The sequence below is a fragment of the Neobacillus sp. NPDC093182 genome, assembly GCF_044754045.1.
Map to the genome: position 1 here is coordinate 69065 of NZ_JBIVOI010000018.1, position 26160 is coordinate 95224.

25 protein-coding genes and 1 riboswitch are annotated in these 26160 nt (G+C 38.3%); of the genes, 18 read left to right on the forward strand and 7 right to left on the reverse strand.

Going from position 1 to position 26160, the window contains the following annotated elements; translation table 11 throughout:
* Positions 1-178 precede the first annotated feature (178 nt).
* From ACIQAA_RS26475 to ACIQAA_RS26485, 3 genes are all read left to right on the forward strand, one after another.
* Positions 179-1192 carry a 2-oxoacid:acceptor oxidoreductase family protein gene (locus ACIQAA_RS26475; RefSeq protein WP_402625777.1) on the forward strand — a complete coding sequence of 338 codons (1014 nt, stop codon included), beginning with the start codon at positions 179-181 and terminating at the stop codon, positions 1190-1192.
* Positions 1192-3486, forward strand: coding sequence for a thiamine pyrophosphate-dependent enzyme (locus ACIQAA_RS26480; protein ID WP_402625779.1), 2295 nt, complete (start codon positions 1192-1194; stop codon positions 3484-3486). Before ACIQAA_RS26475 ends, ACIQAA_RS26480 begins: the two co-directional genes overlap by 1 nt.
* Positions 3487-4074: 588 nt before the next feature.
* Positions 4075-5130 carry a PAS domain-containing sensor histidine kinase gene (locus ACIQAA_RS26485; RefSeq protein WP_402625781.1) on the forward strand — a complete coding sequence of 352 codons (1056 nt, stop codon included), beginning with the start codon at positions 4075-4077 and terminating at the stop codon, positions 5128-5130.
* A 37-nt stretch (positions 5131-5167) separates the two neighbouring features.
* Here ACIQAA_RS26485 and ACIQAA_RS26490 read toward each other — a convergent pair whose 3' ends face one another.
* A complete protein-coding gene (locus ACIQAA_RS26490) occupies positions 5168-5950 on the reverse strand; it encodes a carbon-nitrogen family hydrolase (protein WP_402625783.1) in 783 nt (260 codons plus the stop codon).
* A gap of 116 nt (positions 5951-6066) precedes the next feature.
* On the opposite strand from ACIQAA_RS26490, the gene ACIQAA_RS26495 reads away from it, so the two are divergent.
* The 6 genes from ACIQAA_RS26495 (at position 6067) to ACIQAA_RS26520 (ending at position 11067) form a co-directional block, all read left to right on the forward strand.
* Positions 6067-7245: a pyridoxal phosphate-dependent aminotransferase gene (locus ACIQAA_RS26495; protein ID WP_402625784.1), complete on the forward strand. Its 1179-nt coding sequence runs from the start codon at positions 6067-6069 to the stop codon at positions 7243-7245.
* A 78-nt stretch (positions 7246-7323) separates the two neighbouring features.
* Positions 7324-7432, forward strand: a riboswitch (SAM riboswitch).
* Between the two features lie 74 nt (positions 7433-7506).
* A complete protein-coding gene (gene mtnW / locus ACIQAA_RS26500) occupies positions 7507-8709 on the forward strand; it encodes a 2,3-diketo-5-methylthiopentyl-1-phosphate enolase (RefSeq protein WP_402625786.1) in 1203 nt (400 codons plus the stop codon).
* Positions 8710-9381: a 2-hydroxy-3-keto-5-methylthiopentenyl-1-phosphate phosphatase gene (locus ACIQAA_RS26505; RefSeq protein ID WP_402625787.1), complete on the forward strand. Its 672-nt coding sequence runs from the start codon at positions 8710-8712 to the stop codon at positions 9379-9381.
* Positions 9375-10004 carry a methylthioribulose 1-phosphate dehydratase gene (locus ACIQAA_RS26510; RefSeq protein WP_402625789.1) on the forward strand — a complete coding sequence of 210 codons (630 nt, stop codon included), beginning with the start codon at positions 9375-9377 and terminating at the stop codon, positions 10002-10004. The genes ACIQAA_RS26505 and ACIQAA_RS26510 overlap by 7 nt, the downstream gene beginning before the upstream one ends.
* 26 nt (positions 10005-10030) lie before the next feature.
* A complete protein-coding gene (locus ACIQAA_RS26515) occupies positions 10031-10564 on the forward strand; it encodes a 1,2-dihydroxy-3-keto-5-methylthiopentene dioxygenase (RefSeq protein WP_402625791.1) in 534 nt (177 codons plus the stop codon).
* 266 nt (positions 10565-10830) lie between these two features.
* Positions 10831-11067 (forward strand): aspartyl-phosphate phosphatase Spo0E family protein, encoded by a 237-nt coding sequence (locus ACIQAA_RS26520; protein ID WP_402625792.1) that lies wholly within the window; start codon positions 10831-10833, stop codon positions 11065-11067.
* Positions 11068-11081: 14 nt separating this feature from the next.
* Here the strand turns inward: ACIQAA_RS26520 and ACIQAA_RS26525 are convergent, their stop codons facing one another.
* Positions 11082-11813 (reverse strand): ZIP family metal transporter, encoded by a 732-nt coding sequence (locus ACIQAA_RS26525; RefSeq protein WP_402625794.1) that lies wholly within the window; start codon positions 11811-11813, stop codon positions 11082-11084.
* Positions 11814-12158: 345 nt separating this feature from the next.
* Here ACIQAA_RS26525 and ACIQAA_RS26530 point away from each other — a divergent pair, with 345 nt between their 5' ends.
* The 4 genes from ACIQAA_RS26530 to ACIQAA_RS26545 are packed head-to-tail and all read left to right on the forward strand — an operon-like array spanning position 12159 to position 15616.
* Complete coding sequence (locus ACIQAA_RS26530) at positions 12159-12986, forward strand: electron transfer flavoprotein subunit beta/FixA family protein (RefSeq protein WP_402625861.1); 828 nt, start codon at positions 12159-12161, stop codon at positions 12984-12986.
* A gap of 26 nt (positions 12987-13012) precedes the next feature.
* Positions 13013-14053, forward strand: coding sequence for an electron transfer flavoprotein subunit alpha/FixB family protein (locus tag ACIQAA_RS26535; RefSeq protein ID WP_402625796.1), 1041 nt, complete (start codon positions 13013-13015; stop codon positions 14051-14053).
* The gene (locus ACIQAA_RS26540) at positions 14037-15332 is read left to right on the forward strand and encodes an FAD-dependent oxidoreductase (protein WP_402625798.1); all 1296 of its coding nucleotides are present in this window, start codon (positions 14037-14039) and stop codon (positions 15330-15332) included. Before ACIQAA_RS26535 ends, ACIQAA_RS26540 begins: the two co-directional genes overlap by 17 nt.
* Positions 15332-15616 (forward strand): 4Fe-4S dicluster domain-containing protein, encoded by a 285-nt coding sequence (locus ACIQAA_RS26545; protein WP_132085730.1) that lies wholly within the window; start codon positions 15332-15334, stop codon positions 15614-15616. Before ACIQAA_RS26540 ends, ACIQAA_RS26545 begins: the two co-directional genes overlap by 1 nt.
* Before the next feature lie 139 nt (positions 15617-15755).
* Here ACIQAA_RS26545 and ACIQAA_RS26550 read toward each other — a convergent pair whose 3' ends face one another.
* Complete coding sequence (locus ACIQAA_RS26550; RefSeq protein WP_402625801.1) at positions 15756-16103, reverse strand: hypothetical protein; 348 nt, start codon at positions 16101-16103, stop codon at positions 15756-15758.
* A 332-nt stretch (positions 16104-16435) separates the two neighbouring features.
* On the reverse strand, positions 16436-17668 hold the full coding sequence (locus ACIQAA_RS26555) for an MFS transporter (protein ID WP_402625802.1): 1233 nt from the start codon (positions 17666-17668) through the stop codon (positions 16436-16438).
* 149 nt (positions 17669-17817) lie between these two features.
* On the opposite strand from ACIQAA_RS26555, the gene ACIQAA_RS26560 reads away from it, so the two are divergent.
* The 3 genes from ACIQAA_RS26560 (at position 17818) to ACIQAA_RS26570 (ending at position 21158) form a co-directional block, all read left to right on the forward strand.
* A complete protein-coding gene (locus tag ACIQAA_RS26560; protein WP_402625803.1) occupies positions 17818-18807 on the forward strand; it encodes a phosphotransferase enzyme family protein in 990 nt (329 codons plus the stop codon).
* A gap of 117 nt (positions 18808-18924) precedes the next feature.
* Complete coding sequence (locus tag ACIQAA_RS26565; protein ID WP_063251524.1) at positions 18925-19365, forward strand: MarR family winged helix-turn-helix transcriptional regulator; 441 nt, start codon at positions 18925-18927, stop codon at positions 19363-19365.
* A 98-nt stretch (positions 19366-19463) separates the two neighbouring features.
* Complete coding sequence (locus ACIQAA_RS26570; RefSeq protein ID WP_402625805.1) at positions 19464-21158, forward strand: M3 family oligoendopeptidase; 1695 nt, start codon at positions 19464-19466, stop codon at positions 21156-21158.
* A gap of 43 nt (positions 21159-21201) precedes the next feature.
* Here ACIQAA_RS26570 and ACIQAA_RS26575 read toward each other — a convergent pair whose 3' ends face one another.
* Positions 21202-23361 (reverse strand): ATP-dependent Clp protease ATP-binding subunit, encoded by a 2160-nt coding sequence (locus ACIQAA_RS26575; protein ID WP_402625806.1) that lies wholly within the window; start codon positions 23359-23361, stop codon positions 21202-21204.
* A 206-nt stretch (positions 23362-23567) separates the two neighbouring features.
* On the opposite strand from ACIQAA_RS26575, the gene ACIQAA_RS26580 reads away from it, so the two are divergent.
* The gene (locus tag ACIQAA_RS26580; RefSeq protein WP_402625808.1) at positions 23568-24620 is read left to right on the forward strand and encodes a YkvI family membrane protein; all 1053 of its coding nucleotides are present in this window, start codon (positions 23568-23570) and stop codon (positions 24618-24620) included.
* Positions 24621-24662: 42 nt separating this feature from the next.
* Here the strand turns inward: ACIQAA_RS26580 and ACIQAA_RS26585 are convergent, their stop codons facing one another.
* Complete coding sequence (locus tag ACIQAA_RS26585) at positions 24663-25274, reverse strand: CPBP family intramembrane glutamic endopeptidase (RefSeq protein WP_402625810.1); 612 nt, start codon at positions 25272-25274, stop codon at positions 24663-24665.
* 151 nt (positions 25275-25425) lie between these two features.
* Here ACIQAA_RS26585 and ACIQAA_RS26590 point away from each other — a divergent pair, with 151 nt between their 5' ends.
* A complete protein-coding gene (locus ACIQAA_RS26590) occupies positions 25426-25545 on the forward strand; it encodes a DUF6254 family protein (protein WP_257029191.1) in 120 nt (39 codons plus the stop codon).
* A gap of 219 nt (positions 25546-25764) precedes the next feature.
* Here the strand turns inward: ACIQAA_RS26590 and ACIQAA_RS26595 are convergent, their stop codons facing one another.
* Entirely contained in the window at positions 25765-25953 is a 189-nt protein-coding gene (locus tag ACIQAA_RS26595; RefSeq protein ID WP_063251529.1) for a YkvS family protein, read from the reverse strand.
* Positions 25954-26160: the final 207 nt, after the last annotated feature.

Genomic DNA, 26160 nt, shown 5'->3' on the forward strand with positions numbered 1-26160 from the left:
TCATGATTTAATCCATATAAATTAACGTTTTTTTAAGTTATTAAAAAGTGTTATAGAATTTTTTTGGAGATGTTTGATTTTTGTCACAGCGTGAAAAAAATATATGTCCTACAATGAATGAGGGGAATTTATATTATATGTATTTTCAGTTTTTTTCAACAAGAAGGGGAGGTACATTATGTCTATATTACCGAAGAAAAATGAGCTCGGATTCTTTGAGATTCGCCTCGAATCAATTGGGGGTCTTGGAGCAAACCTAGCAGGAAAAATGCTGGCTGAAGCAGGAGTTTTAGGTCTTGGTTTGAATGGGTCTAACTTTTCATCATATGGTTCTGAAAAGAAAGGGTCACCTGTTAAAAGCTTTATTCGTTATTGTGAACCGGGAGTTGAAATAAGAGATCACAGCCCCATTGAACAGCCGCATATTGTTGCCGTTTTTCATGAAGCACTATATAGAACAATTGATGTAGTTAGTGGTTTGAATGCGGATGGTATCGCTCTTGTAAACACTGCAAGAGAGTTTGATGAAGTTAGAGGGGATTTAAGATTAGAATACGGAACACTTGCTATAGTCGACGCCCTTACGATTGCGGTTGAGGAAAAAACGAAAGTCAACACCGCGATGCTGGGTGCTTTGTATCGTATTTGTGATTTTCTAGACCCAGATTCAATGAGAAACGTCATTCTGAAAACCTTTGAAAAGAAATACCCTCACCTAGTTGAACCTAATATTCGTACATTCGACCGTGGTTATAATGAAGTTCAATTTAAAATATATGAAGTTTCGGAGAACGCAGAGGGAAAAAGTTTTACACGTCCACTGCCACAATTGGGATATTTGACACAAGAAATCGGCGGAATCATGACCGCGCAGGCTAATAGTATCTTAAAAGATTTAAGCGGGTCACGACAAGGATTTCTTCCAGAGTTTCAAAAGGAAAAATGTATCCATTGTGCTGCTTGTGATAATGTCTGTCCAGACTATTGCTTTGTTTGGGAAGCCGGTGAGGATAAAAAGGGCAGGAAGCAAATGTTCCTCGAAGGGATTGATTATCAATATTGTAAGGGCTGTCTAAAATGCGTAGAAGCTTGTCCAACTGACGCACTAGGAGATCTTCGTGAAATGATTGGATATGCAGAAATTAACCGCGTAAAACAGAACTTTCCGTATATAGCAGGGGGGATTTCGTAATGGCAATGCTGGAGGATAAAATCACTAGTTTAGCTGTGGTTGAGCAGCTTTCAACCTTTGAGTCAGGTAATGAAATGGCTGCAATGGCAGCTGCACAAATTAATTACCATATTATGGGTTATTTTCCGATTACACCTTCGACTGAAGTAGCGCAATTTTTAGACCAAATGAAATCACGAGGGGAACATGATATTAAGTTAATCCCAGCGGATGGCGAGCACGGTTCAGCGGGTATTTGCTACGGTGCAGCTGCTACTGGTGCCAGGGTATTTAATGCTACTAGTGCGAATGGGCTGCTATATATGATTGAACAGCTTCCTGTACAAGCGGGAACTCGTTTTCCGATGGTAATGAACCTGGTAACACGTGCAGTCAGCGGACCTTTAGATATAAGAGGAGATCATTCTGACCTTTACTTTGCATTAAATACAGGATGGGTAATCTTAACAGCTAGAACTCCACAGGCTGTCTATGACATGAATATTATGGCACTAAAAATTGCAGAACACTCTAAAGTACGCTTGCCAGTTATCGTAGCCTACGATGGGTTCTTTACTTCGCATCAGAAGCGTCGAGTACAATACTTTAAAGATAGAAAAGTGGTACAACAATTTGTAGGGGAGTGTCCAACAGATTATCAGTTTGCTAGAGATCCGAAAAAGCCAGTTACGATTGGTGCGCATATGAATGGTGATGATCTAATCAACAACCATTTCCAACAATCTGAAGCTTTATATGCTGCCGGCGAGGTATTTAGAGAGGTTGCGGCAGAATATGCCCGCATTTCTGGCCGTGAATACCCAGTATTAGATTTATACAAAATGGAAGATGCAGAAGTTGCATTATTCTTATTAAACTCTGCTGCTGAATCAGCAAAAGATGTTGTGGACCAATTACGTGCACAAGGAATTAAGGCGGGTGTGATCAGTCCAAATATCATTCGTCCTTTCCCGGCAAAAGAAATCCGTAAAGCGCTTAAAAATGTAAAAGCATTATTAGTAGGTGAGCGGGCAGATTCATATGGTGCAAATGGACCGAATTTAACTCATGAAGTAAAATCCACCCTTCAAGAAGACAGAAATAACCAAACTATTGTTCTTAGCCGTGTTTTTGGTCTTGGGGGTAAGGATTTCTACGCAAGTGATGCTGAGAAATTCTTCGAGATGGCGATTGAAGCGATGGAAAAAGGGTTTGCTGAAAAGCCTTTTGATTATTATGGGCATGTAGCGGGCAATCCTGAAAAAATTCTTAAGCCCGTTATTACACCACAGCATGGTGATGTATATATATCTGGCTTAATAGAAGTAAAAATGGATGAAGAAAGCAATAAACTTAAAGTGAAAATACCTCCGCTTCGTGCGCTGACAACTAAACCGAAGCGAATTGCCTCAGGACACGGAGCATGTCCAGGCTGTGGTATTTTTGCTGGACTAGAACTATTCTTTAAAGGGATAGAAGGGGATATCGTCACATTATTCCAAACAGGATGTGCCTATGTAACAACCACTTCTTACCCGCACAGTTCTCATAAACAAACAATGATCCATAACTTATTCCAAAATGGGGCCGCTACGCTTTCGGGAACACTAGAAGCTTTTCTAGAATTAAAACGTCGTGGTGAAATTGAGGTTTCTGATGATGCGACGTTTGTAATGATCACGGGAGACGGCGGTATGGACATCGGAATGGGTTCTGCAATAGGGACAGCCCTTCGTGGACATAAGCTTATTATGCTAGAGTATGATAATGAAGGCTATATGAATACAGGCTCGCAAATGTCTTATTCTACACCTATTGGTCATATGACAAGTACTTCTGGTGTTGGTAAGGTACAGAAGGGAAAAGGATTCCATCATAAGGATACCCCGCAAATTATGGCGGCGACCAATATTCCTTACGTATTTACAGGTGCTGAAGCGTTCCCGCAAGACTTAATTAAAAAGGGTGCGAAGGCACAATGGTACGCACAAAATGTAGGAACGGTTTATGGAAAAATCCTTATTACTTGTCCGCTAAACTGGAAATCGGAAGACCGCTATGGGGCGACGATATTAGAGCAAGCCGTAAATTCTTGCTTCTTCCCACTGTATGAGGTCGAACAGGGTGTTACAAGCATTACGTACAACCCGGAAGATAAAAACAAACGATTAGCTATTTCTGAATGGCTTAAATATATGGGCAAAACAAAACATCTGTTAAAAGAAGAAAACAAATCTATTTTAGAAGAATTTGAGGCAGAAGTAGAAAAAAGATGGCAGCGTCTTAAAGCAAAGCACGACAATCCATTCCTTTAAAATTAGGCTGTGTTAAAGATATTTGTTGATTTGCACCCTGTTGATTGGAACGGAAGGCACGAAGACTCCTCGAAAATGCTATCGCATTTTCTTCGTGCGTGGGCGGATTCGAGGATGTAAAATCAATGTCCTGTGGGAGTACGGGGCTGGGGAGACCCCACAGGCGCTTCAGCGCCGAGGAGAAGGAAAAGCGGAAGCGCCTTGTCCAGCCCCGACAAGCGCTGGAGGGCCTGGCGTTGAAGTCGCTCTTTGACTTCATCGGTAGGACCGAAGCGACTCGAGGGGCTAGGCGCTGTAGCTAGACAGGCTCCCCGGCACGCCCGCGGAAAGCGAAGTGCCTCGTGACAGGCAAAGACGGCCTGTCACTGCGGTGATTATTCGAAGAAGCTTTCCTTAGTGGAGTGGAAATCAACAGGCCATATTAAACACAGCCAAAAAAAAGGTAAAGCGGAAAATAACGCTTTACCTTTTTTCATTAAATTTTCCTGTTAATATTTTTTTGTCAAGTAAAAAGGATTTTATATTATAATGTAGAATATAGGATAAATAATATTACCTTATATTGGGTTTCATAAGGCTGGTGTTTTAATGGAAATGGAATTGCGTAAAAGCGAACAAAAATTCCGAAGAATATTTGAAGATTCCATGGACGGACTGATTTTATGGAATAACATGTATCAAATTGTCGATACCAATTGCTCTGCAATGAGAATATTTGGACTTACAAAAGAAAAACTGGTAGGACGATCCGTACTTGATTTATTTAGTCATTTAAATGAAAAAAGACAGGAAATCATTAATCATATTGAGCAGGTAACGAATAATGGCAGACAATGTTCATCGATGGTGATCGAAGGAAATGACGGGATTGTTAAACATTTTGACTATTCCACAAAGCGAGGAATTATCGATGGATTGAATCTCACTGTTATTATAGATGTGACAGAAAAAACTGAGATGCAGGAACAGTTGAGGAAATCAGACCGGCTAAACGTTATTGGCGAGCTTGCAGCAGGAATTGCCCATGAAATAAGAAATCCAATGACCGCTTTGAAAGGGTTTATTCAATTACTTGAGCCAACAATTAAGTCTCAACACGCTATGTATTATGATGTCATTACCTCTGAGTTAGCAAGAATTGATTCTATTATTAATGAGTTCTTAATCCTGGCAAAACCTCAGGAAATTCGATTTCAAGAGAAAGACATTTGTCAAATAATGAGGGAAATAGTAGATTTATTAAGTGCTCAAGCTGTGCTGTACAATGTTCAATTCCATACTCATTATGAAGAACAATTGCCATCCGTCTATTGTGAACCCAACCAATTAAAAAAAGTCTTTATTAATCTTATAAAAAACGCAATTGAAGTCATGCCGGGCGGTGGAGCAATTACCATTGCGATAAAGTCCATTAAGGACCAATTTATCCAGATTTCAATTCGTGATGAAGGAACGGGGATTCCTAAGGATAAAATAAAAAAACTTGGAAAACCGTTTTATACTACTAAAGAAAAAGGTACTGGGCTTGGATTGATGGTCAGTTATCGAATTATCGAGGAACATAAAGGGAGTATTGAAGTTGAAAGTGAAGAAGGAATAGGAACTTTATTTAAGATTAGGATACCATTAAAACATGAAAATTAGGAAAACCACTGCCGATAATTGGAAGTGGTTTTTTTGGCTAGTATAAATCTGGTCTTCTATCTTCAAAAATGGGGATTTGTTTTCGAATATCCTTTACGAGGTCCAACTCAATTACTACAGACAATATTTCCTCATTTGCTCCAGCTTCAGCGATTACTTCTCCCCATGGGTCAATAATCATGGAATGACCAGCGAATTCATTATTTGGATCAGATCCGGAGCGGTTGCAGGCAATGACGAAACATTGATTTTCAATGGCTCTTGCAATTAACAATGATCTCCAGTGCGATAAACGGGGAGCTGGCCATTCTGCAACAACAAATAATGCTTCAGCTCCTTTTGCGGTATGTGCACGAATCCATTCTGGGAAACGAATATCATAGCAAATGACTCCGCCGAAAGACCGATTATCCAATTCAAATAACCCTTTCTCTTGACCTGCCTCGAGGTAAAGATGCTCATCCATCAATTTAAAAAGATGCAGTTTACTATATGATTGGACAAGCTTTCCTTCATTATTGACGATTAGGAGGGTATTTTTAACTCCTTGACCTCCTCGATTTGCCACCGAACCTCCGACAAAGTGAACTTGATATTTTTTTGCAGCTTTCGTTAAAAAATCAATCGTTTTTTCTGCATTCCTGTCTGCAATGGTGTCAAGGCGTGTCAAATCATACCCTGTTGTCCATAACTCCGGTAACACAATAATATCAGGATTTTCTTTCATTGCATTTCCGATAAGTTTTTCTGCGTGTTGATAGTTTTTATTTGGATCTCCAAAGGCAATATCCATTTGCAAACAAGTTATTTTAAATTTCACCCAACTTCACCTCATTTTGAAATTTCGGAATTTTTTCTTTACAAGCTGTCTTAAAAGTTATATCATTTGTGACTAGAATTCAACAACAAAATGTATAAATTAAAGCAGGTGATATGATGAAACAATTTCCAACATCGGAAATTTTAAACAATCTTCCGAAACAGTTTTTTGCTTCTTTAGTAAAAAAGGTAGGGAAATACATTGAAGCAGGCTATGATGTAATTAATTTAGGACAGGGTAATCCCGATCAGGCTACCCCCAACCATATCGTAAAAAAAATGCAGGAAGCAGCCGCAAATCCTGCAAACCATAGGTATTCTCCATTTCAGGGACATGGTTATTTAAAGCAGGCGGCTGCAGATTTTTACAAAAGAGAATATGATGTAACCATTGATCCGGATAAGGAAGTAGCCATTTTGTTTGGAGGTAAGGCAGGATTAGTGGAAATTCCACAATGCCTATTAAATCCAGGTGATACAATGCTTGTTCCTGATCCAGGTTATCCTGATTACTTATCTGGGGTAGCGCTAGCAAAGGCAGAAATGGTAACGATGCCATTACGGGAAAGTAATAATTTTCTGCCAGACTTTAATGAGTTACCTTCTGAGGCGATTGAAAGAGCAAAATTAATGTTCCTTAATTATCCGAACAATCCAACAGGGGCTGCAGCCACAAAGGAATTTTTTGAGGAGACGGTTAAACTTGCAAGCCTTAATGATATTTGTGTGGTTCACGATTTTGCCTATGGGGCAATAGGCTTTGATGGAGATAAGCCAGTCAGTTTTTTACAGATTGATGGAGCAAAAGAAGTTGGCATTGAAATCTATACTCTTTCGAAAACCTACAACATGGCAGGGTGGCGTGTTGGATTCGCAGTAGGCAATAGCAGTGTTATTTCAGCCATTGAGCTTTTACAAGACCATCTATATTGCAGCATATTTGGCGGTATTCAGGAAGCAGCTGCGGAAGCATTAACCGGTCCGCAGGATTGTGTTCGAGAATTGAATAATCTCTATGAGCGCAGGAGAAATGTTTTGATAGAGGGACTTCGTTCTCTTGGCTGGAATGTGACAGCGCCAAAGGGATCCTTTTTTGCTTGGCTAAAGGTACCTGAAGGGCTTACTTCTACTGAATTTGCTGATATCCTTCTGAAGCAGGCACATATTGCCGTTGCTCCTGGGATTGCATTTGGTGAATTAGGTGAAGGCTATGTCCGGGTTGGTTTGCTCACAAGTGAGGAACGTTTAGGAGAAGCGGTTAGAAGAATTAGTAAGTTAGAAATATTTAAAAAATAGCATTGACAAAAAATATAATTCTTGGGATAATGCAAAATATAGTTTATCAACATGATAATAGTAACTAATACGATCGTTTTCTTATCAAGAGCAGGCGGAGGGAAAAGCCCTATGAAGCCCGGCAACCGACTTAACACTTATGTTAGGCACGGTGCTAAATCTTGCAGCACAAGCTGAAAGATGAGAAGATGTTAGTTTGCGATGCTAACCTCTTCTTTTTGGAAGAGGTTTTTTATGTTTCTCTAGAAAGGAAGAGTGAAATTGACTGAATTAATAGCTACATACCTAGTTCACGGTGAAAAAAATCTTGAAAAAAAAGCTGAGGAAATTGCTTTAGGTTTGACTGTCGGTTCATGGACGAACTTACCTGAACTAGAACAGAGTCAATTACGCAAGCACAAAGGCAGGGTAGTTTCGACTGAAGGTTTACAAGAGGATCAGTCGACTATCCGTATTGCATATCCAACCATCAATTTTTCTAATGATATTCCTGCCATTCTGACCACCGTTTTTGGAAAACTTTCATTAGATGGAAAAATAAAATTAATTGATTTACAGTTTGAGGATGAATTAAAAAGCAAATTCCCTGGACCTAGATTTGGTATTGAAGGATTAAGAGAAAAGCTCGGGGTTTTTAACCGTCCGCTATTAATGAGCATCTTTAAAGGAGTTTTGGGGAAGGATATAAATTTTCTAACAGAGCAGTTAAAGCAACAGGCTCTTGGCGGTGTTGATTTCGTAAAGGATGACGAAATTCTTTTTGAAAATGAGCTGACTCCATTTGAAAAAAGAATAACAGAAGGCAAAAAAGTGTTACAGGAAGCATTTGAACATACCGGACATCGTACCTTGTATGCGGTAAATCTAACAGGCAGAACATCGCAGTTGAAGGACAAAGCTAGGAAAGCAAAAGAGCTTGGTGCAGACTTGTTACTTTTTAATGTTTTTGCTTATGGATTAGACGTTTTACAAGAGCTGCGTGAGGATGATCAAATTTCCTTACCATTAATGGCTCATCCTGCTGTAAGCGGGGCTTTAACATCATCATCCCATTATGGTCTCTCGCATTCCTTGTTATTAGGTAAGCTTCTTAGACTTGCAGGTGCTGATTTGTCATTATTTCCATCACCATATGGAACAGTGGCATTAGAGAAATCCTCTGCCATTTCAATCGCAGAGGAATTAGTTAAAACAGATACTATAAAGCGGTCGTTTCCTGTCCCATCGGCAGGCATACATCCTGGGTTAGTGCCGCTGTTGATTCGGGATTTCGGAATTGAATCTGTCATTAACGCTGGAGGCGGCGTTCATGGGCATCCAAATGGTGCGCGCGGCGGCGGACTTGCATTCCGACAAGCAATTGAAGTGAATCTTCAAGGGAAGACCTTAGCAGAAGGAAGAGAGCAATATCCGGAGCTAAAGAGTGCATTACAGTTATGGGGAAATGCAGAGGTGTCAGAATAAATGAAGCCTGTCATCTACTGTGATTTTGATGGGACGATTACCGAGAGTGATAACATCATTGCAATCATGAAAAAATTTGCACCACCTAATTGGGAGCAAATTAAAGATCAGATTTTATCACAAAAGATCTCTATTAGTGAGGGTGTAGGCAAATTATTTTGGGAATTACCTAGCAGCCAAAAAGATGAAATTACAAAATTTGCAATTGAAAACGCCAAGATACGCAAAGGGTTTTCTGAATTTGTCCAGTTTGCTAGAACAGAAAATATTCCTTTTTATATTGTCAGCGGCGGGATAGATTTCTTTGTTTATCCGATTCTTGAAAAATACGGCCCGTTTGAAGGGATTTATTGTAACCACAGCGATTTTTCAGGAGAAAACATAAGAATACTTTGGCCATATACCTGTGATTCTTTATGTGAAAATGAATGCGGATGCTGCAAACCTAGTATTATACGAAAGTTAAACCAAGATGAAGATATCTTTACAATCGTAATCGGTGACTCCGTAACCGATCTTGAGGCAGCGAAACAAGCTGATTTTGTACTGGCAAGAGATTTGTTAGAGGAAAAATGTGCTGAATGGGGTTTAAACCATAAAGGTTTTATTACTTTTTTTGACTGTATAGATGAAATTAAAAATCAGATTGAGGTGAAGAGGACATCATGTTAGAGGAAAAATGGCAGGAGTTAGCAGATATAAAGGATGAACTAGCTGAGCGCGATTGGTTTATGGGAACAAGCGGCAACCTTGCTATTAAGGTAAGTGATAATCCTCTGCAATTTCTGGTGACGGCGAGTGGTAAGGATAAACGCAAACGTACAGAAGAGGACTTTTTGTTAGTAGACGAATTTGGGCATGCAGTAGAAGAAACTCACTTAAAGCCTTCAGCAGAAACATTGCTTCACGTCGAAATCTATCGAAAAACCAATGCAGGCTGCAGTCTCCATGTTCACACCATAGATAATAACGTGATTTCAGAGGTTTATGGCAACCAGGGTGAGGTAACGTTTAAGGGGCAGGAGCTGATTAAGGCTTTCAACAAGTGGGAAGAGGACGCAGTGCTGACGATTCCAATTATCAAAAACTATGCTCATATTCCTACCCTCGCACATGCATTTTCAGAGCATATTAAAGAAGATTCGGGTGCTGTATTAATCCGTAATCACGGAATCACTGTATGGGGCAGAAATGCATTTGAGGCAAAAAAAATCCTCGAGGCCTCTGAGTTTTTATTTAAATATCAATTACGATTACTAGAACATAAGCCATACCAATTGTTTAAAGTTGTATAAATAAATGTGGAGAGGAAGATTTGATAATGGCATATATTACATTTCCAAATAAAGAAGACAAAATTCAAATCCAAGAAGAAGTAGCAAGCTTCCTAGCATCACAAGAGGTAATCTATGAAAATTGGGATATTACAAAACTTCCTGATACACTTGTTGAAAAGTATCTTTTAACTGATGAAGAAAAGAATGAAATTCTAAATGTTTTTTCAACAGAAATCTCAGACATTTCTGCTAGAAGAGGATACAAAGCGCAGGATATCATTTCTTTATCTGATAATACTCCAAATCTAGATACCTTGCTAACAAACTTTAAAAACGAGCATCACCATACGGATGATGAAGTTCGTTTTATCGTAAGCGGTCATGGAGTGTTTGTAATCCAAGGAAAAGACGGCGAATTTTTCGAAGTTCATCTTAATCCAGGAGATTTAATTTCAGTTCCAGAAAACACAAGACATTATTTTACACTTGAAGAAGATCGAAAAGTAGTTGCTATTCGTATTTTCGTTACTACAGAGGGCTGGGTGCCAATTTATGAGAAAGAAGAAATTCATCAATAATTTATAAAAACTGGCTGCTTAACAGCCAGTTTTTTTTGTGTTTTTTAGTAAAAAATTTTACTAAAACATTACCAAAAATAGCGTGAAAATTGTCGCAAAAGCAAAAAAAAACATGTGAATTTTGTCGAAAAATGCAATAAAATGCTTGTTTTGTCTACTTTTGCGAAAGTATTTACTTTTGACTAAATTCTTGTCATAATTCATCAAGTAATCAATTTTTTAGTATTTTACTGTAAAAGAGTAAGGAGTAGGTGGAGAAATTGTACATGGATAGTTATAACCCTTCTGAGATACTTGACGCAATAAAAGATAAACGTGCAATGATGATAAATTGTGCAAATAAAAAAGGATTCACAAGTGAAGAAACGATAAAATACAGCCAAGAATTAGATGTCCTAATAAATGAGTATCAGAGAGCAGCCCAGCAATTTTCACGGCCAAACGAAGAAGTGAAATTTGCATTTAATCAAATGGTTATGATATGGCCAAAAGCATTTGTATAAGATTTGCATGCGCTTTAAAAAATGTCTATTAAAAAAACCATTACTAAGAGACCAGCAATAAATGCATAAGTTGAAACTCGCTCATTGCCATCTCCGTGGCTTTCTGGGATTAACTCTTTATAAATAATAAACAACATCGCTCCAGCCGCAAAAGAAAGACCATAGGGGACAAGCCCTTGTACAAATGAGGTTAAATAGAACCCAATAAAAGAGGTGACAATTTCAATTGCACCCGTTAGAGTTGCCAGTAAAAAGGCCTTGAATTTGCTTATTTTTTGATTGATTAAAAACAGTGCAACAAGAAGGCCTTCTGGTGCATTCTGAAATCCAATCGCCAAAGCGATCAAATTCCCCGTATCCTCTGTTTGCGAAGCAAAGCTGACACCGACCGATAAACCTTCTGGAATATTGTGCAGTGTAATCGCTGCGATGATTAACAATGCCTTTTCATCAAATTGAATTCCATACTGATTATGTTCAAGGTCAATATGCGGAATTTTTTTTTCGAGAGTTGTTAATGCTAAAACCCCAAAGAATACTCCGATTGAAAGTGAAACAAAACCACCCAGCTTCATAGCTTCAGGAATAAGCCCGATTGTTGAGGCCGCCATCATAATCCCAGCGCTAAAAGCCAAGAGCATATCCATCCAGCGGTGTGTAAGGGATTGATTTATAAAAAGAATGATTAGAGCACCTGCACCCGTTGATAAAGCAGAAAGAACACTTCCTACAAACATTTCCATCATGCCAGCCTCAAACCTCTCATCTATTAAAAATAGTGTTAAATGAAATTAACTACATATTTAGACAGAAATTGTGATTTTTATCATTGTTTATATCTGAATATTTCTTATAGTTAAATTAGTGCTATTTTTATTCCTATTCATTCACATCATGAAAATCTGCTATTCTTATACTCCTAGATTTTACCTCAATCCTTAAATTTATCAATTTTGAAAAAAGAATTCTATCATTGTTTGGTACTATGCTTGTGTTGCGATACATATATCGTAATATGGCATTTTTTATAACCAAGGAAGGCAAACGCTTTGAAAACAAACATAGCAAAAATGGGGGAGGGAAAGTACTACATGCACATTGTCGTATGTGTAAAACAAGTACCAGATACAAAAATCATTAAAATTAATCCCAAAACAAACACACTTGACCGACGAAGCGCACCAGCGATTTTGAATCCTTATGATGCTCATGCTGTACAAGAAGCTGTAAGTATTCGTGAAAAGACCGGCGGTACGATTTCAGTTTTGTCGATGGGACCGCCGCAAGCGACAGCTGTAATTAAAAAAAGTATTGAGATAGGTGCTGACCGTGGATATTTGATTACGGATCGTGCCTTTGCAGGGGCTGATACACTTGCAACCAGCTATGCCTTATTTAAAGCATTAGAAAAAATCAACAAGGAATTTCCTGTTGATATGATTATTTGCGGCAAGCATGCCATTGATGGAGACACTGGTCAGGTAGGACCTGGTATTGCCAGAAGGTTGGATATCCCACCGGTAACCAATGTAATTGAGGTTTCTGAAGTCAATTTAGAAGAAAAAACAGTCTTAATCAAAAGAAAATTATCCAGCGGCTATGAACTAATTCAGGCAGAAATGCCGTGTCTACTGACCGTTGAAAAAGAAATTAACCAGATTGAATACTCACCAATGCCAAATATGATTAAAGCTGCTAGATATGAACCAATAATTTGGGCCGTTAGTGACCTGGAAAATGTTGACCGTGTTCAGCTCGGTCTAAAAGGTTCGCCAACGATCGTTGGAAAAATGTTTACCCCTCCACGTCCTGAAGGCGGGAAAAAAATTGAAGGCTCCCCAGATGAGCAAGTTAAACAACTCATGGATATCTTGCTAGAGCAGAAAGACGTATTAACATTACAGTCATCTAAACAATAAAGATTATGATGCAGGGAGGGGTTTACATGAATTTTGATGATTACCGTGGCGTTTGGGTATTCATTGAACAAAATGGCGGTAAAATTGAAGGAGTTTCACTCGAACTGCTTGGAGCAGGCAGAAAGCTTGCTGATAAATTACAAGTCCCATTGGCCGGATTTTTACTTGGGAGCGGCATAAAAGCATTAGCTAACCAAGTAATCGCCTATGGTGCAGATGAAGTATATCTTGTTGACCATCCGGTTTTGAAAGATTATCGAACAGAATCCTACATGAGGGGTGTTATGCAGCTTGTTCCAAAATACAAGCCCGAAATTATACTTTACGGAGCAACACCAAATGGAAAAGATTTAGCGAGTGCTGTAGCAACTGATTTAGTTACAGGTTTGACTGCGGATACAACCATGCTCGATGTTGACGTAGATAACCGTTTGCTTGAAGCGAGTCGTCCAGCATTTGGCGGTAATATTATGGCAACTATTCTCTGTAAAAAGCACCGGCCGCAAATGGCAACTGTAAGACCTAAGGTAATGAAGGCTCTAGAGCCAGATACAGGAAGAACGGGTAAAATTATTGAAGAAAGCATTACGCTAAGAGAAGAAGATATGCGTACAAAAGTATTGCAAATTGTGAATGACGTAACAAAAAAGGCAAATTTGGCTGACGCACATGTTATTGTCTGTGGTGGAAAAGGAATGGGGGATGTACAAAACTTCCAAATTCTTTATGAACTAGCTGATACGATTGGAGCAACGGTTGGCGGTACAAGGGATGTGGTGGAAGCAGGATGGTTACCGCATGAGCTGCAAATTGGTCAGACGGGTGAAACCGTAACACCAAAAATATATTTTGCCATTGCTCTATCCGGAGCTATCCAGCATGTAGTAGGTATGAAAAATTCAGATTTAATCATCGCAATTAATAAAGATCCAAATGCACCGATATTTGATGTAGCCACATACGGAATTGTAGGAGATGCATTGGAAATCGTCCCAAAATTAATACAGCAATTTAAACAGCTGCGAAACGAAAAAGGCGGTGAAATGAGCTATGCCAGAAAAATTTGATGTCATTGTTGTTGGGGCAGGACCAGCAGGAACTTCTTGTGCACTTGTATGTGCTCAAAAAGGCTTAAACGTATTGCTTATCGAAAGAGGAGAGTATCCAGGCAGCAAAAACGTAATGGGCGGTGTGTTGTATCGGAAGCAAATGGAAGAGTTAATTCCAGAGTTTTGGAAAGAAGCTCCACTTGAAAGACCTGTTATCGAGCAGCGTTTTTGGATGATGGATAAGGAGTCAGTGGTTCAATTTGGTTACAAAGGCCTCGAATGGGGAGTAGAGCCTTATAATAACTTTACAGTTTTGCGGGCGCAATTTGACCAGTGGTTTGCAAAAAAGGCAGTTGAAGCAGGGGCATTGTTAATCAATGAAACCGTTGTAACAGAATGTATTGTTGAAAACGGTAAGGTTATTGGTGTACGTACTGACCGTCCTAATGGAGAGGTCTATGCTGATGTTGTTGTACTGGCAGATGGGGTCAATTCTCTGCTTTCAAAGCAGTTAGGCTTCCATAAAGAATTCCGTCCTGATGAAGTGGCTTTAACCGTAATGGAAGTTATTAATTTACCAAAAGAAAAAATTAATGATCGATTTAACTTAGAAGATAATCAAGGCTGTACGATTGAAATTTTTGGTGATTCAACTAAAGGGAATCTTGGAACAGCATTTTTATATACGAATAAGGATAGTTTGAATATCGGGGTAGGTACCACTCTATCAAGTATGATCAAATCAAAAATGAAGCCATATGATCTTTTAGACTATCTAAAATCACATCCAATGGTTAAGCCAATGCTGGCGGGAGGAGAATCAGCAGAGTATCTTGCACACCTTATTCCAGAGGGAGGCTACCGTTCAGTACCAAAGGTAGCAGGAAACGGTGTAGTGGTAGTTGGTGACGCTGCACAGCTTGTTAACGCTATCCATCGTGAAGGTTCGAACATGGCGATGCACTCTGGCTTACTGGCTGCAGAAACCGTAATTGAGGCCAAGTACCGTGGAGACTTCTCTGAGTCTAGTTTAAATCTTTATCGTCAGAAGCTTTATGATAGTTTCATAATCAAAGATTTAGAGAAATATAAAGATGCTACACATACATTTGAAAACAACCCACAATATTTTAAAGAATATGTTCCGATGATGAACAAGGCTATGAGCAAATTCTTCACAGTTGATGGAACACCAAAACGTGATAAGCAGAAAGAAATTATGAAGAGTGTAACGGCTGAAAAAGGAACGTTTAAGGTGATACAAGATATTTATCGTGCCTGGAAGGCGGTGAAATAATGTCAACTAAGAATATCGAAGAAAAACAGTACCTTCTTCGTTTTAAAGCTGATACAAAATCCCATCTAACTGTTATGGACAATGATATCTGTATGACAAAATGCCCGGATAAGATTTGCACCATTTTCTGCCCCGCGGAAGTGTACAAATGGGAAGGATTACGGATGCAGGTTGGTTATGAAGGCTGCCACGAATGCGGAAGCTGCAGGATCGGCTGTCCGCATCAAAATATTAAATGGGAATATCCAAAAGGCGGACACGGAATTGTCTTCCGTCTAGCATAATATACACAATTAGAGGTGTTGCTTGCGTTTGCGAGCAGCATCTTTTTTATTAGTATACAGCTTGATATCACTATTTGTGGGTTCTTTCACAAGTGAGGCTAAAAAGAAGGTGAAGCAAAAGGGGAGTAATTTTTGTGGGTTAACTTATTTTCTCTTGTAGGCTTAAGGTGGAGAGTTGATCTAGTTTACTTGACGTAACCAACGAGCAGGCAAGCTCATGCGCACTATCCATAGATTCCATAATTGGAGAACAATAAAAAGGTTTCTTCCAATTAAAGTCACCTTCAGCATTTGACGGATAGATACTTACTTTCCAATGAAAATATATGTTTGGCTGTGGGAGCTGCTCTCCTTCAACTGCAATAAGCCAATGGGTCGAGGCTGAATCACAGTTATAAGCTTCATATTCCTTTAGTGCCAGTAAGTCATTGTAACCAATGGATATCAATGCCTTTTGATAAAAGTCATGGTAATTAGGTGTTTTCATAATTATAGGCCTCCCTTTTATGTTCTAACTATATTATATGATAGTTTTTTAGTTTTTTTGAGTACAAATGTTAAAATTTTTTGAAAACTCATAACGCTTCCATTTTTGAATTGTTAATTTCTTTGTATTTATGTGATTCGTGCCACAACAAAATAGATCGGCACTACATCTGGACCGATTGCTGTGATGGAATATGAGCATGATCAAGCGAAAGCAAAAATTCATCAATTTCTTGAGAATGCTAATAGCTTTCAAGCAGATGATGAAAAAGAAGAACTAGACCAAAAAATTCAGGAATAAAATAGGATGGGCTGAGCCCATCCTTTTCGCATCTATTGATTCCATTCTTGTACTGTTTGATCACTGGGCAGGAGGAACGCTATTAAGCCAAGCAATGGTAAGAATCCAATGGAGGAGACCATGGATGACAAACTAAATAAGTCTGCTATGTATCCAAGTCCAACGGATCCGATAGCCCCCATACCGAAAGCGAGTCCAACCGTTAATCCCGACATCGTCCCGATTTTTCCTGGAACAAGTTCTTGTGCGTATACGACAGTAACCGAAAAGCTTGTCATTAAAATAAAACCTGTAATAGTTAGAAAGAGAAACGCCAAGACCGAAGGTACAAAAGGAATAAGGATGGCAAATGGAACCGTAGACAACATAGAAATTGCAATTACTTTTTTCTTACCAAACCGATCTGCAAGTGGTCCGCCAAAAAAAGTACCAAATGCACCGGCAATTAAAAAGGCAAATAGGAAAAGCTGTGATTCCTTAATCGTCAGGGAGTATTCTTCAATGGCAAAGAAAGCGTAGAAATTAGTCATCCCCGATATATACCAAGACCTTGCAAATATCAGTAAAAGAATTAAAAGTAGTGACTGTTTAACCCTTTTTGATAGACCAGTATTTTTACCTGCCGGTAAATTTTTCTTTTTTATTAAAGGCAGGTTTGCAGCTAATCTCTGTTTATACCAATTAGCGATGTAGATTAATAAAAATACTGCCAATGCTGCAACAAGCGAAAACCATGAAGCACCTTTCTGTCCTAGTGGAACAAGGATAAGCGCTGTAATAAGCGGAGCCAATGCCTGCCCGGTATTACCGCCAACTTGATAGATCGATTGTGCAAGCCCTCTTCTTCTGCCTGCAGCCATATAGGCTACCCTGGAGCCTTCTGGATGAAAAACTGCAGACCCGAAGCCAATGAAAATTACCGACAAAACAATTAAACCAAATGAAGGTGCAAAAGCTAATCCAAGAACACCGCATAGAGTTAAGGTAAGTCCTATTGGTAAAGCGAAAGGCATTGGTTTTTTATCAGTCACGACACCAACCACTGGCTGCAATACGGACGATACCATATTTAAGGAAAAGGCAATGATACCAAGCTGGGTAAAGGATAACCCCATTGATTTTTCTAGAATTGGAAACATCGCAGGAACAACAGCTTGTATGGCATCATTGAGCAGGTGGCAAAGCCCGATAATAAAAAGGATATTATACATCGTCGTGTCTGAGGCTTTTGATGTGTTTGCAGACACTATAGCTGGTTGACTCATTATCCACACCTCTTTTATGAATTATCAATCTTCTCAATAATCCTATCATACATAAATTCTATAAAAATGAGAAATGGAATGTTTCTAAGTTCGGAATATTTAAATATAATGAATGTGAAAGCCATTTATGAAAGAAAAAGGGGATTGTGATGGAGAAATCAGTTGAAATCTTGTTTACGGAAGATATTCTTAAGTGCTTTTTGGAGTCCTTCCATTTGCAAACGGAGGTAAAAAAACTAGGGGATTTTGAGAATTATGTTTTTGAAGCATATCGTGGGAACAACCCTGTTATTCTGAGAATCACACATAGTTCGCACCGAAGTAAGGATGAAATTCTAGCTGAACTTGATTGGATGAATTATTTACATCAGCAAAAGGTAAATTGCCCAGAAGCATTCACATCATCAAACAATCAATTAATTGAAGACTTGCCAGCTAGTGATGGTTCGTTTTTTTATGCTAGCCTGTTTTCCAAAGTGCCTGGCAGCCGTGTGAAAATTAAATCACCGGAATTTAACGATCAATTATTTCATGCGTGGGGAAAAGCCATAGGCCAGATGCACGCTGTCTCGAAGGTATACCAGCCAAGCAAAGAGATAAAGCTTCGCCCTTCTTGGGAGGATGAGGAATTGCTTGATATTGAAACCTATGTGCCAAATGAGAAAGAGCTTATTAAGAATACTAAACTGTTAATTAAGGAATTGAAATCGCTTCCAAGAACCAAGAATAATTTTGGACTTATTCACAGCGATATCCATTCAGGTAACTTTTTTTATGATGGTGAATGTGTTCATGTTTTTGATTTTGACGATTGTAGTTATCATTGGTTTGCTTCTGATATTGCAATTCCGCTTTATTATTCCGTTTTATATGGATACCATAATGTTAGTGAAATGGAGCGGGAGCAGTTTGCAATCAATTTCCTATCCCATTTTATAAAGGGGTATGAGGAGCACCACTCATTACCAGAGGCCTGGAAAGAACAGCTTCCGTTATTTTTCATGTTAAGAGATATAACTCTGTACTCTGTTTTACATAAAAAAATCTCGCCAGAAGAAAGAGATGAAGAAATAAATCAAATGTTAGAGGGATTGAAATCAAGAATCATTAAGAAAGAACCTATTGTAAAACTAGGTTAAATTGACATAAAACCAAAAGTTTTTTATAATAATCTTGAAGTCGAGATAATAAGAAAAGCGGAAGCGCCTTGCGCTGGTGACATCCAGCTCGAGATTTTATTAAAAGGATGATTCTTTATGGAAAACGATTCTGTATCTCAATCATTAAAGCTGTATATTGTTCTATCCAGAGCTTATAAAGCGATTAATGAGCATGTTAATAAAGTTATACAAGCTAGTGGACTAAATCCAACGGAATTTGCCGTATTAGAGCTTTTATATCATAAAGGTGATCAGCCTATGCAGCAAATTGGCGGGAAGATATTACTTGCCAGCGGAAGCATCACCTATGTTGTAGATAAGTTAGAACAAAAAGGATTCTTAGTAAGAATCGCTTGTCCTAACGATCGAAGAGTAACCTTTGCACAAATTACAGATAAAGGGAAAGAGTTTATTCAAGAAATTTTTCCTGAACACGCCCAGCAGATTCATTCACTAATGTCTAGCTTGACAGATTCCGAAAAACAGGAAGCGATTGAATTGTTGAAAAAACTAGGTTTGCCAGCTGGAAAATTTTAATACGGCATTTGCCGTATTTTTTTTTGCTTGAAGGAATATTAATGGATAGTGTCGAAATTCAATAGTTGCAAAAAGTTTGATATAAAGGGGATGTATCAATGAGATTTGAAGAGTATACATATACCCGTCCAAACCTTGACGAAGTAAAAGCAAGATTTGAGGCGGCAATCGGAAAGTTTACGAAGTCTTCTTCTCTAGAAGAGCAAAGTGTAGCCATGAACGATGTGAATGAAATTAGAAATGATATTGGGACCATGTTTAATCTTTGTTATATTCGTCATTCTGTGGACACCAATGACGAGTTTTATAAAGCAGAACAGGATTATATGGATGAAGTTCAGCCTGAAATAGAAGGGCTTGTTACGAAATATTATCAGGCTCTTGTAACCTCTAAATTTCGGAATGAATTAGAAGCAAAATATGGTAAGCAATTATTTGCACTTGCTGAAGGGCAATTAAAGACATTTAAACCAGAAATTGTTCCTTTACTTCAAAAGGAAAACCGTTTATCAACAGAGTATACAAAACTAATTGCGTCAGCAAAAATTAATTTTGAGGGGGAAGAAAGAACTCTTGCTCAATTAGAGCCTTTCACCCAATCAACAGACAGAGAAACGAGAAAGCTGGCATCTGAAGCAAAGTTCGGTTTTTTAGCGGAACATGAAAGCGAGCTTGATCGTATCTATGATGACCTTGTTAAGGTAAGGACTGAAATTGCCCATGCATTAGGTTATAAAAACTTTGTTGAACTAGGCTATTATCGAATGATGAGAACAGATTATAATTCTGAAATGGTGGCAAACTTTCGTCAGCAGGTGAAGGACTTTATTGTTCCGATTGCAACAAAATTAAAGGCAAGGCAGCAGGAACGTATTGGGGTTGAACAGTTAAAATACTTCGACGAGAGCTTTAACTATAAAACAGGGAATGCCGCGCCTAAAGGCAGTCCTGAATGGATTATAGAAAATGGACAAAAGATGTATGAAGAATTATCTAAAGAAACAGGTGAGTTCTTCAAATTCATGCAAGATAATAACCTTATGGATCTTGTGGCCAAAAAAGGTAAAGCAGGCGGCGGGTATTGTACATTTATCGAAAACTATAAGGCACCGTTTATCTTTTCAAATTTCAATGGAACCTCTGGGGATATTGATGTATTAACACATGAAGCCGGCCATGCCTTCCAGGTTTATTCAAGCAGGAATTTTGAAATCCCTGAATATTATTGGCCAACTTATGAGGCTTGTGAGATTCATTCCATGAGTATGGAATTTTTCACTTGGCCGTGGATGGACCTTTTCTTTAAGGAAGATACCGATAAATATAAATTTTCCCACTTAAGTGATGCGTTATTATTTCTTCCATACGGAGTTTCCGTAGATGAATTCCAACACTGGGTGTATGAAAATTGGCAGGCATCTCCTCAAGAACGTAAACAGCAATGGCGTGAAATTGAGAAAAAGTATTTGCCGCATAAAGATTATGATGGAAATGCTTATTTAGAGAATGGTGGTTTCTGGCAGCGGCAGGGACATATTTTTAACTCACCTTTCTATTATATCGATTACACTTTGGCTCAGATTTGTGCCTTCCAATTCTGGAAACGTTCGAGAGAAAATCAAGAAGAGGCTTGGGCAGACTATGTAAATCTATGTAAGCTTGGAGGAAGCATGTCATTTACAAAGCTGGTAAAAGAAGCTAATCTGATTTCTCCATTTGAGGATGGCTGCGTAGAATCGGTAGTTGGCGAAATTGAAAACTGGTTAAATTCTGTTGAAGATCAAACATTATAATATCGAAATTTCAAAAGCGAAGCCGATGGCTTCGCTTTTGAAATTAAAGAACGTTTACACTTTCTGCGGATGTTACCTTCAATTGTTCACCTTCTAAAATGGCAGATAAATTATTTGCCTCAGGCTGGTCTAAAATATAGTCGGCAATTTTATCTTCAATTTGTTCTTGAATTACTCTTCGAAGCGGGCGGGCACCAAATGCAGGATGGCAGCCCAGCTCCGCAAGCTTTTCTTTCGCTTCAGGTGTAATCGTAAATTCAATATTTTGCTCTTTTAATGTTTCTTGTAAATCATTTACCATTAAATCAACAATTTGCATGATATGTTCTTTTTCAAGTGAGTTAAATTCGATAATACTATCAAAACGGTTTAAAAACTCTGGCTTGAAAAAGCTGCCTAAAGAATCTAGGATAGAAGCTTCTTCAATTGCATTATTTGTTCCAAAGCCAACATGAATGGTTTTGTGTCCCACTCCAGCATTGCTTGTCATGATGATAACTGAATCCTTAAAGCTTACTGTTCTTCCTTGACTGTCTGTAAGACGGCCATCTTCGAGAATCTGTAAAAACATATGCTGCACATCTGGATGCGCTTTTTCAATCTCATCTAATAAAATGATGCTGTATGGATTTCTTCTTACTTTTTCAGTCAGTTGTCCTGCTTCATCATGACCCACATAGCCTGGAGGAGAACCTATTAATTTGGAAATACTGTGTTTTTCCATATATTCACTCATATCGAGACGAATCATCGCTTCAGATGAACCAAATAATTCTTCAGCCAATGTTTTGGTAAGCTCTGTTTTACCAACGCCTGTTGGACCGACAAAAAGGAAAGAACCAATCGGACGATTCTTAGATTTTAGGCCGGCACGGCTTCTTCTAATCGCTTTAGAAACCTTTTCTACAGCTTTCTTCTGGCCAATGACTTTTGTATTTAAGTTTTCCTCAAGGTGCTTCAGTTTTTGCTGCTCATCCTCTTGTAATTTACCAACAGGAATACCGGTCTTTTGTTCAATAATTTCTTGAATATGTGAAATCTCTACAACCGGTCTGCTGATTTCTGAAGTTTCATTTAACGATCTCTCAAGTAAAGCTTCTTCATCACGAAGTGAGGCAGCTAATTCATAGTTTTCATTTTTGAGAGCTGCATCTTTTTGAACAGCTATTTCTTGTAAACGTTTCTCAATCTGACCCTTGCTTTGGCCACCTGAAGTAAGATTTATTTTAGATCCTGCTTCATCAAGTAAATCAATCGCCTTATCAGGTAAGAAACGATCCTGGATATAACGGTGTGATAATTGAACACATGCTTTTATCACAGCGTCAGAATAGGTTACTTCATGGTAATCCTCGTATTTATTCTTAATCCCTTTTAGGATTTCAATTGCCGCCTCCGGTGTAGGTTCAGCCACTTGAACTGGCTGGAATCGACGTTCTAGTGCCGAATCTTTTTCTATTTGACGGTTTTCTTTTAAAGTTGTTGCACCGACAAGTTGAAGTTCGCCGCGTGCAAGAGCTGGTTTTAATATGTTGCCAGCATCCATAGACCCTTCAGCAGAACCCGCTCCTACTAGGAGATGGATTTCGTCAATGAAAAGAATGATATTTTTACGCTCCTGTAATTCTGCTATCAATTGCTTCATTCTTTCTTCAAACTGCCCGCGAATACCAGTGTTCGCGACCAAAGAAGCAACATCTAGTAAATAAACTTCTTTATTTTTTAATTTAGCTGGTACCTGTTCATCGACTATTTTCATTGCCAGCCCTTCGGCGATAGCGGTTTTCCCAACACCTGGTTCACCAATTAACACTGGATTGTTTTTATTCCGACGATTCAATATTTCGATAACCCTTTTCACTTCTTCGTCACGGCCAATCACGGGATCAATGAGACCAGCTTTGGCCATATGTGTTAAATTACGGCCAAATTGATCAATAAAGCCTCCCTTGCCATTCTGACCTTGTTGTGGAGAAGGTTTCTGGCCATTTATATGTTTATTTTCAGTGCCCTTCATATTGAAGAATAAATCATCAAATGAAAAACCAGGGAAGGAGTTCATTATTGGACTCATACCTGAATGAATAGCATTTTTATTGTTTGTATAACATTCATGGCACAGCTTCATATTGCTGTGTTGTCCATTTATGTTTAAATTTAGTTGAACATTGGCTTGGTTTTCTTTACATAATTGACACAGCATAATATAAAACCTCCTATAAAATTAAATCTAATATTAATTTGACTTTGACTATATTTGATCTTATGCGATTAGTATACTTTGACCTTTTTTGACTTTCAAGAGTTTTGCCTATGGTAATTTTTTCTACAAACAAAATTCGCTTGTTTTAAAAAAGCTCGTCTTTGTTTGTCCTCTTGCTCATATATTGTATTTGAGGGGGAGATGAGGTGAAAAAGAATTGGTCAGCAGCATTTCAAATCGCCGCAGTTTATGTAGGTACAGTCGTTGGGGCGGGATTTGCTACAGGAAGAGAAATCGTTGAGTTTTTCTCAAGGTTTGGCTTCATTGGCTTTCTAGGTATTTTATTGAGCGGCTACCTCCTTATCGTGCTAGGATCAAAGTTAATGAGAATTGCTGCTCGAATTAACGCAGTTTCGTATCAAGAATTTAATGTACACTTGTTTGGGAAATGGGCAGGCAGGGGTATTAATATAATCATGCTTTTTATGCTTCTTGGTGTAAGTGCAGTCATGCTTGCTGGCGCAGGAGCAGTGTTTGAAGAGCAATTAGGCCTTTCGAAGAATTTAGGGGTTTATATAACGATATTTTTATCCTTTATTGTCATGCTGGTCGGCACAAAGGGGTTATTTGCAGTCAATTCGTTTGTTGTACCCATTATGGTGTGTTTCAGTCTTATGTTAATGTCACTTTCTATTAAACAGTCCGATTTTGTAAATCACTTATTATTTGTACCACAAACGGAGGATAGCTGGAAAAGTATATTAGCGCCCTTTTCTTATACAGCGTTAAACCTAGCTTTAGCACAAGCTGTGCTCGTTCCAATTGCAAATGAAATTAAAGATGATTGGACCATAAAGTGGGGAGGTATTTTAGGTGGGGCAGCTTTAACTCTCATCTTAATATCCAGCCACTTTACCTTGATTATGCTGCCAAATGTAGAGCTCTATGAAATACCAATGGCGATCATTATGAAGCAAATAGCCCCTTTTTTTTATTGGATATTTGTCCTTGTTATATATGGTGAAATCTTCACATCCGTCATTGGAAATGTTTTTGGGCTGGACCGTCAGTTAAAGCAGTTTGTTCAAGTTCCTACTTTTATTACAATTACAGCTATTTTCATCATTTCTTATATGATCAGTCTGATTGACTATAGCAAGCTGTTGTCAAATCTTTATCCATTGTTTGGCTATATTAGCCTAATCTTTTTTATCCTTTTATGGAGGAAGCCTTTAAACGATCAAGAAAATAAATTATAAAAATAGGAAAAGCATTGTCCATAATATAGACAGGTGCTTTTCCTATTTTAATGGCAAAATAATAAAAATCATGATGTCAAAGACGATATGCGAAACAATCACTAAAGGCATACTTTTCTTCCATAAATATAGTGCACCCCACATAAGACCAGAAAGGAATGCAGCAAGCATTAGGATTATAGTTCCCGAATAAATATGAACAGAAGCATAAAGCAAAGCAGCAATTAAAATACTCTTGAATGGACCAAAATAGCGGAGCAGTCTTTTTTGAACGAATCCGCGCCAAAAGAGTTCTTCCCCAGGTGCGGCCACTAAAATTAGTGCAAGGTACTGCCAAAATAACGCAGGAGCAAACCAGCGGTATAGTTTTTTAATACTATTTTCAAAAGGCAAATTCAGCAGGTCAAAGGCTTGTACTCCCAGCCAAAATAATAAATAGAGAATTAATCCTGATATTGTACCAAGGGAGATATATTTGAAAAATGACGCTTCATCTTCTACAGCTTCTTGAAACATCGCATAAGTGATTAATATAAGAAGTGAACCAGTAAATATGTACCAGAATATGGCTCGGTCATAAAAGGTGAAATACATAAGAGCATGAGCAATAATGAACCCAGTGAAAAGCCGAAGATCAAAAAAGCTATTCTTCATTTATCTATTACCTCCTTTCTAACAATAAAATTTATTTTAACAAAAAAATTTTATGAAAGGAAATGATTACATCACACTTTTGGAAGAATCCAATAAATAAGAAAAAAGAAATTGCAAAAAATATGAAGGTGAACAGAAAGGAGGAAGAACAATGACGAAATCCCAAAGCCAGCAAGAGCGACAATGGACCGTTCGTAAACAAGACCAAAACCCGCACGGAAAAGTAAAATCCAAAGATGAGCTATTAAAAGAAGCTGGAAGAGATAAATAAAATGTTGATTTGGCAACCTGTTGATTGGAGTGGAAGGCACGAAGACTCCTGCGGGAGTACGGGGCAGGGGAGACCCCGCAGGCGCTTCAGCGACGAGGAGGCTCCCCGGACCGCCCGCGGAAAGCGAAGTGTCTGGAACGGAAATCAACAGACCAAATTTAACACGGCCAAACAAATAAATAGGCAGCCCCTGGCTGCCTAATCTACAAAGCTATTAATTTAATAAGCGCTTTCTTTTACTATCTTATAATTTTTATGGTTTACAACAGTCCGCTGATCCAATTCTAAGTCACGATAATTATCCATAAGTGTTAGGTCGACTATTACAGAGTTTTCATTGACCTTTTCTACAATACCTTTTAATCCGCCGCGGAATTCAATGACATTTCCTACTTCTGCTTTTTTCAATTAGTCTCTCTCCTTTACCTGACAATCTATATATATTCATTTAAGTAACAGTTTGCACTACTTTGTATGATTCGTAAAGGATTTTTTTTGACAATTTTGTTAATTATTTATAAAAAATATGAAAAATGCAATCGTTTACATTTATAGAGGAAATTTTTATAGAATATCGTACAAAAATTGACTACGATAATGGTCTCTACTATAAAA

Excerpts from the sequence above, each read along its gene's own strand:
- ACIQAA_RS26530 (WP_402625861.1), top strand. The coding sequence starts at position 12,159 with ATGCACATTGTCGTATGTGTAAAACAAGTACCAGATACAAAAATCATT.
- ACIQAA_RS26560 (WP_402625803.1), top strand. The coding sequence starts at position 17,818 with ATGGAGAAATCAGTTGAAATCTTGTTTACGGAAGATATTCTTAAGTGC.
- ACIQAA_RS26525 (WP_402625794.1), bottom strand. The coding sequence starts at position 11,813 with ATGATGGAAATGTTTGTAGGAAGTGTTCTTTCTGCTTTATCAACGGGT.
- ACIQAA_RS26505 (WP_402625787.1), top strand. The coding sequence starts at position 8,710 with ATGAAGCCTGTCATCTACTGTGATTTTGATGGGACGATTACCGAGAGT.
- ACIQAA_RS26555 (WP_402625802.1), bottom strand. The coding sequence starts at position 17,668 with ATGAGTCAACCAGCTATAGTGTCTGCAAACACATCAAAAGCCTCAGAC.
- ACIQAA_RS26550 (WP_402625801.1), bottom strand. The coding sequence starts at position 16,103 with ATGAAAACACCTAATTACCATGACTTTTATCAAAAGGCATTGATATCC.
- ACIQAA_RS26575 (WP_402625806.1), bottom strand. The coding sequence starts at position 23,361 with ATGCTGTGTCAATTATGTAAAGAAAACCAAGCCAATGTTCAACTAAAT.
- ACIQAA_RS26585 (WP_402625810.1), bottom strand. The coding sequence starts at position 25,274 with ATGAAGAATAGCTTTTTTGATCTTCGGCTTTTCACTGGGTTCATTATT.
- ACIQAA_RS26590 (WP_257029191.1), top strand. The coding sequence starts at position 25,426 with ATGACGAAATCCCAAAGCCAGCAAGAGCGACAATGGACCGTTCGTAAA.
- ACIQAA_RS26480 (WP_402625779.1), top strand. The coding sequence starts at position 1,192 with ATGGCAATGCTGGAGGATAAAATCACTAGTTTAGCTGTGGTTGAGCAG.
- ACIQAA_RS26515 (WP_402625791.1), top strand. The coding sequence starts at position 10,031 with ATGGCATATATTACATTTCCAAATAAAGAAGACAAAATTCAAATCCAA.
- ACIQAA_RS26510 (WP_402625789.1), top strand. The coding sequence starts at position 9,375 with ATGTTAGAGGAAAAATGGCAGGAGTTAGCAGATATAAAGGATGAACTA.
- ACIQAA_RS26520 (WP_402625792.1), top strand. The coding sequence starts at position 10,831 with ATGGATAGTTATAACCCTTCTGAGATACTTGACGCAATAAAAGATAAA.
- ACIQAA_RS26570 (WP_402625805.1), top strand. The coding sequence starts at position 19,464 with ATGAGATTTGAAGAGTATACATATACCCGTCCAAACCTTGACGAAGTA.
- ACIQAA_RS26565 (WP_063251524.1), top strand. The coding sequence starts at position 18,925 with ATGGAAAACGATTCTGTATCTCAATCATTAAAGCTGTATATTGTTCTA.
- ACIQAA_RS26485 (WP_402625781.1), top strand. The coding sequence starts at position 4,075 with ATGGAAATGGAATTGCGTAAAAGCGAACAAAAATTCCGAAGAATATTT.
- ACIQAA_RS26475 (WP_402625777.1), top strand. The coding sequence starts at position 179 with ATGTCTATATTACCGAAGAAAAATGAGCTCGGATTCTTTGAGATTCGC.
- ACIQAA_RS26545 (WP_132085730.1), top strand. The coding sequence starts at position 15,332 with ATGTCAACTAAGAATATCGAAGAAAAACAGTACCTTCTTCGTTTTAAA.
- ACIQAA_RS26535 (WP_402625796.1), top strand. The coding sequence starts at position 13,013 with ATGAATTTTGATGATTACCGTGGCGTTTGGGTATTCATTGAACAAAAT.
- ACIQAA_RS26540 (WP_402625798.1), top strand. The coding sequence starts at position 14,037 with ATGCCAGAAAAATTTGATGTCATTGTTGTTGGGGCAGGACCAGCAGGA.
- ACIQAA_RS26495 (WP_402625784.1), top strand. The coding sequence starts at position 6,067 with ATGAAACAATTTCCAACATCGGAAATTTTAAACAATCTTCCGAAACAG.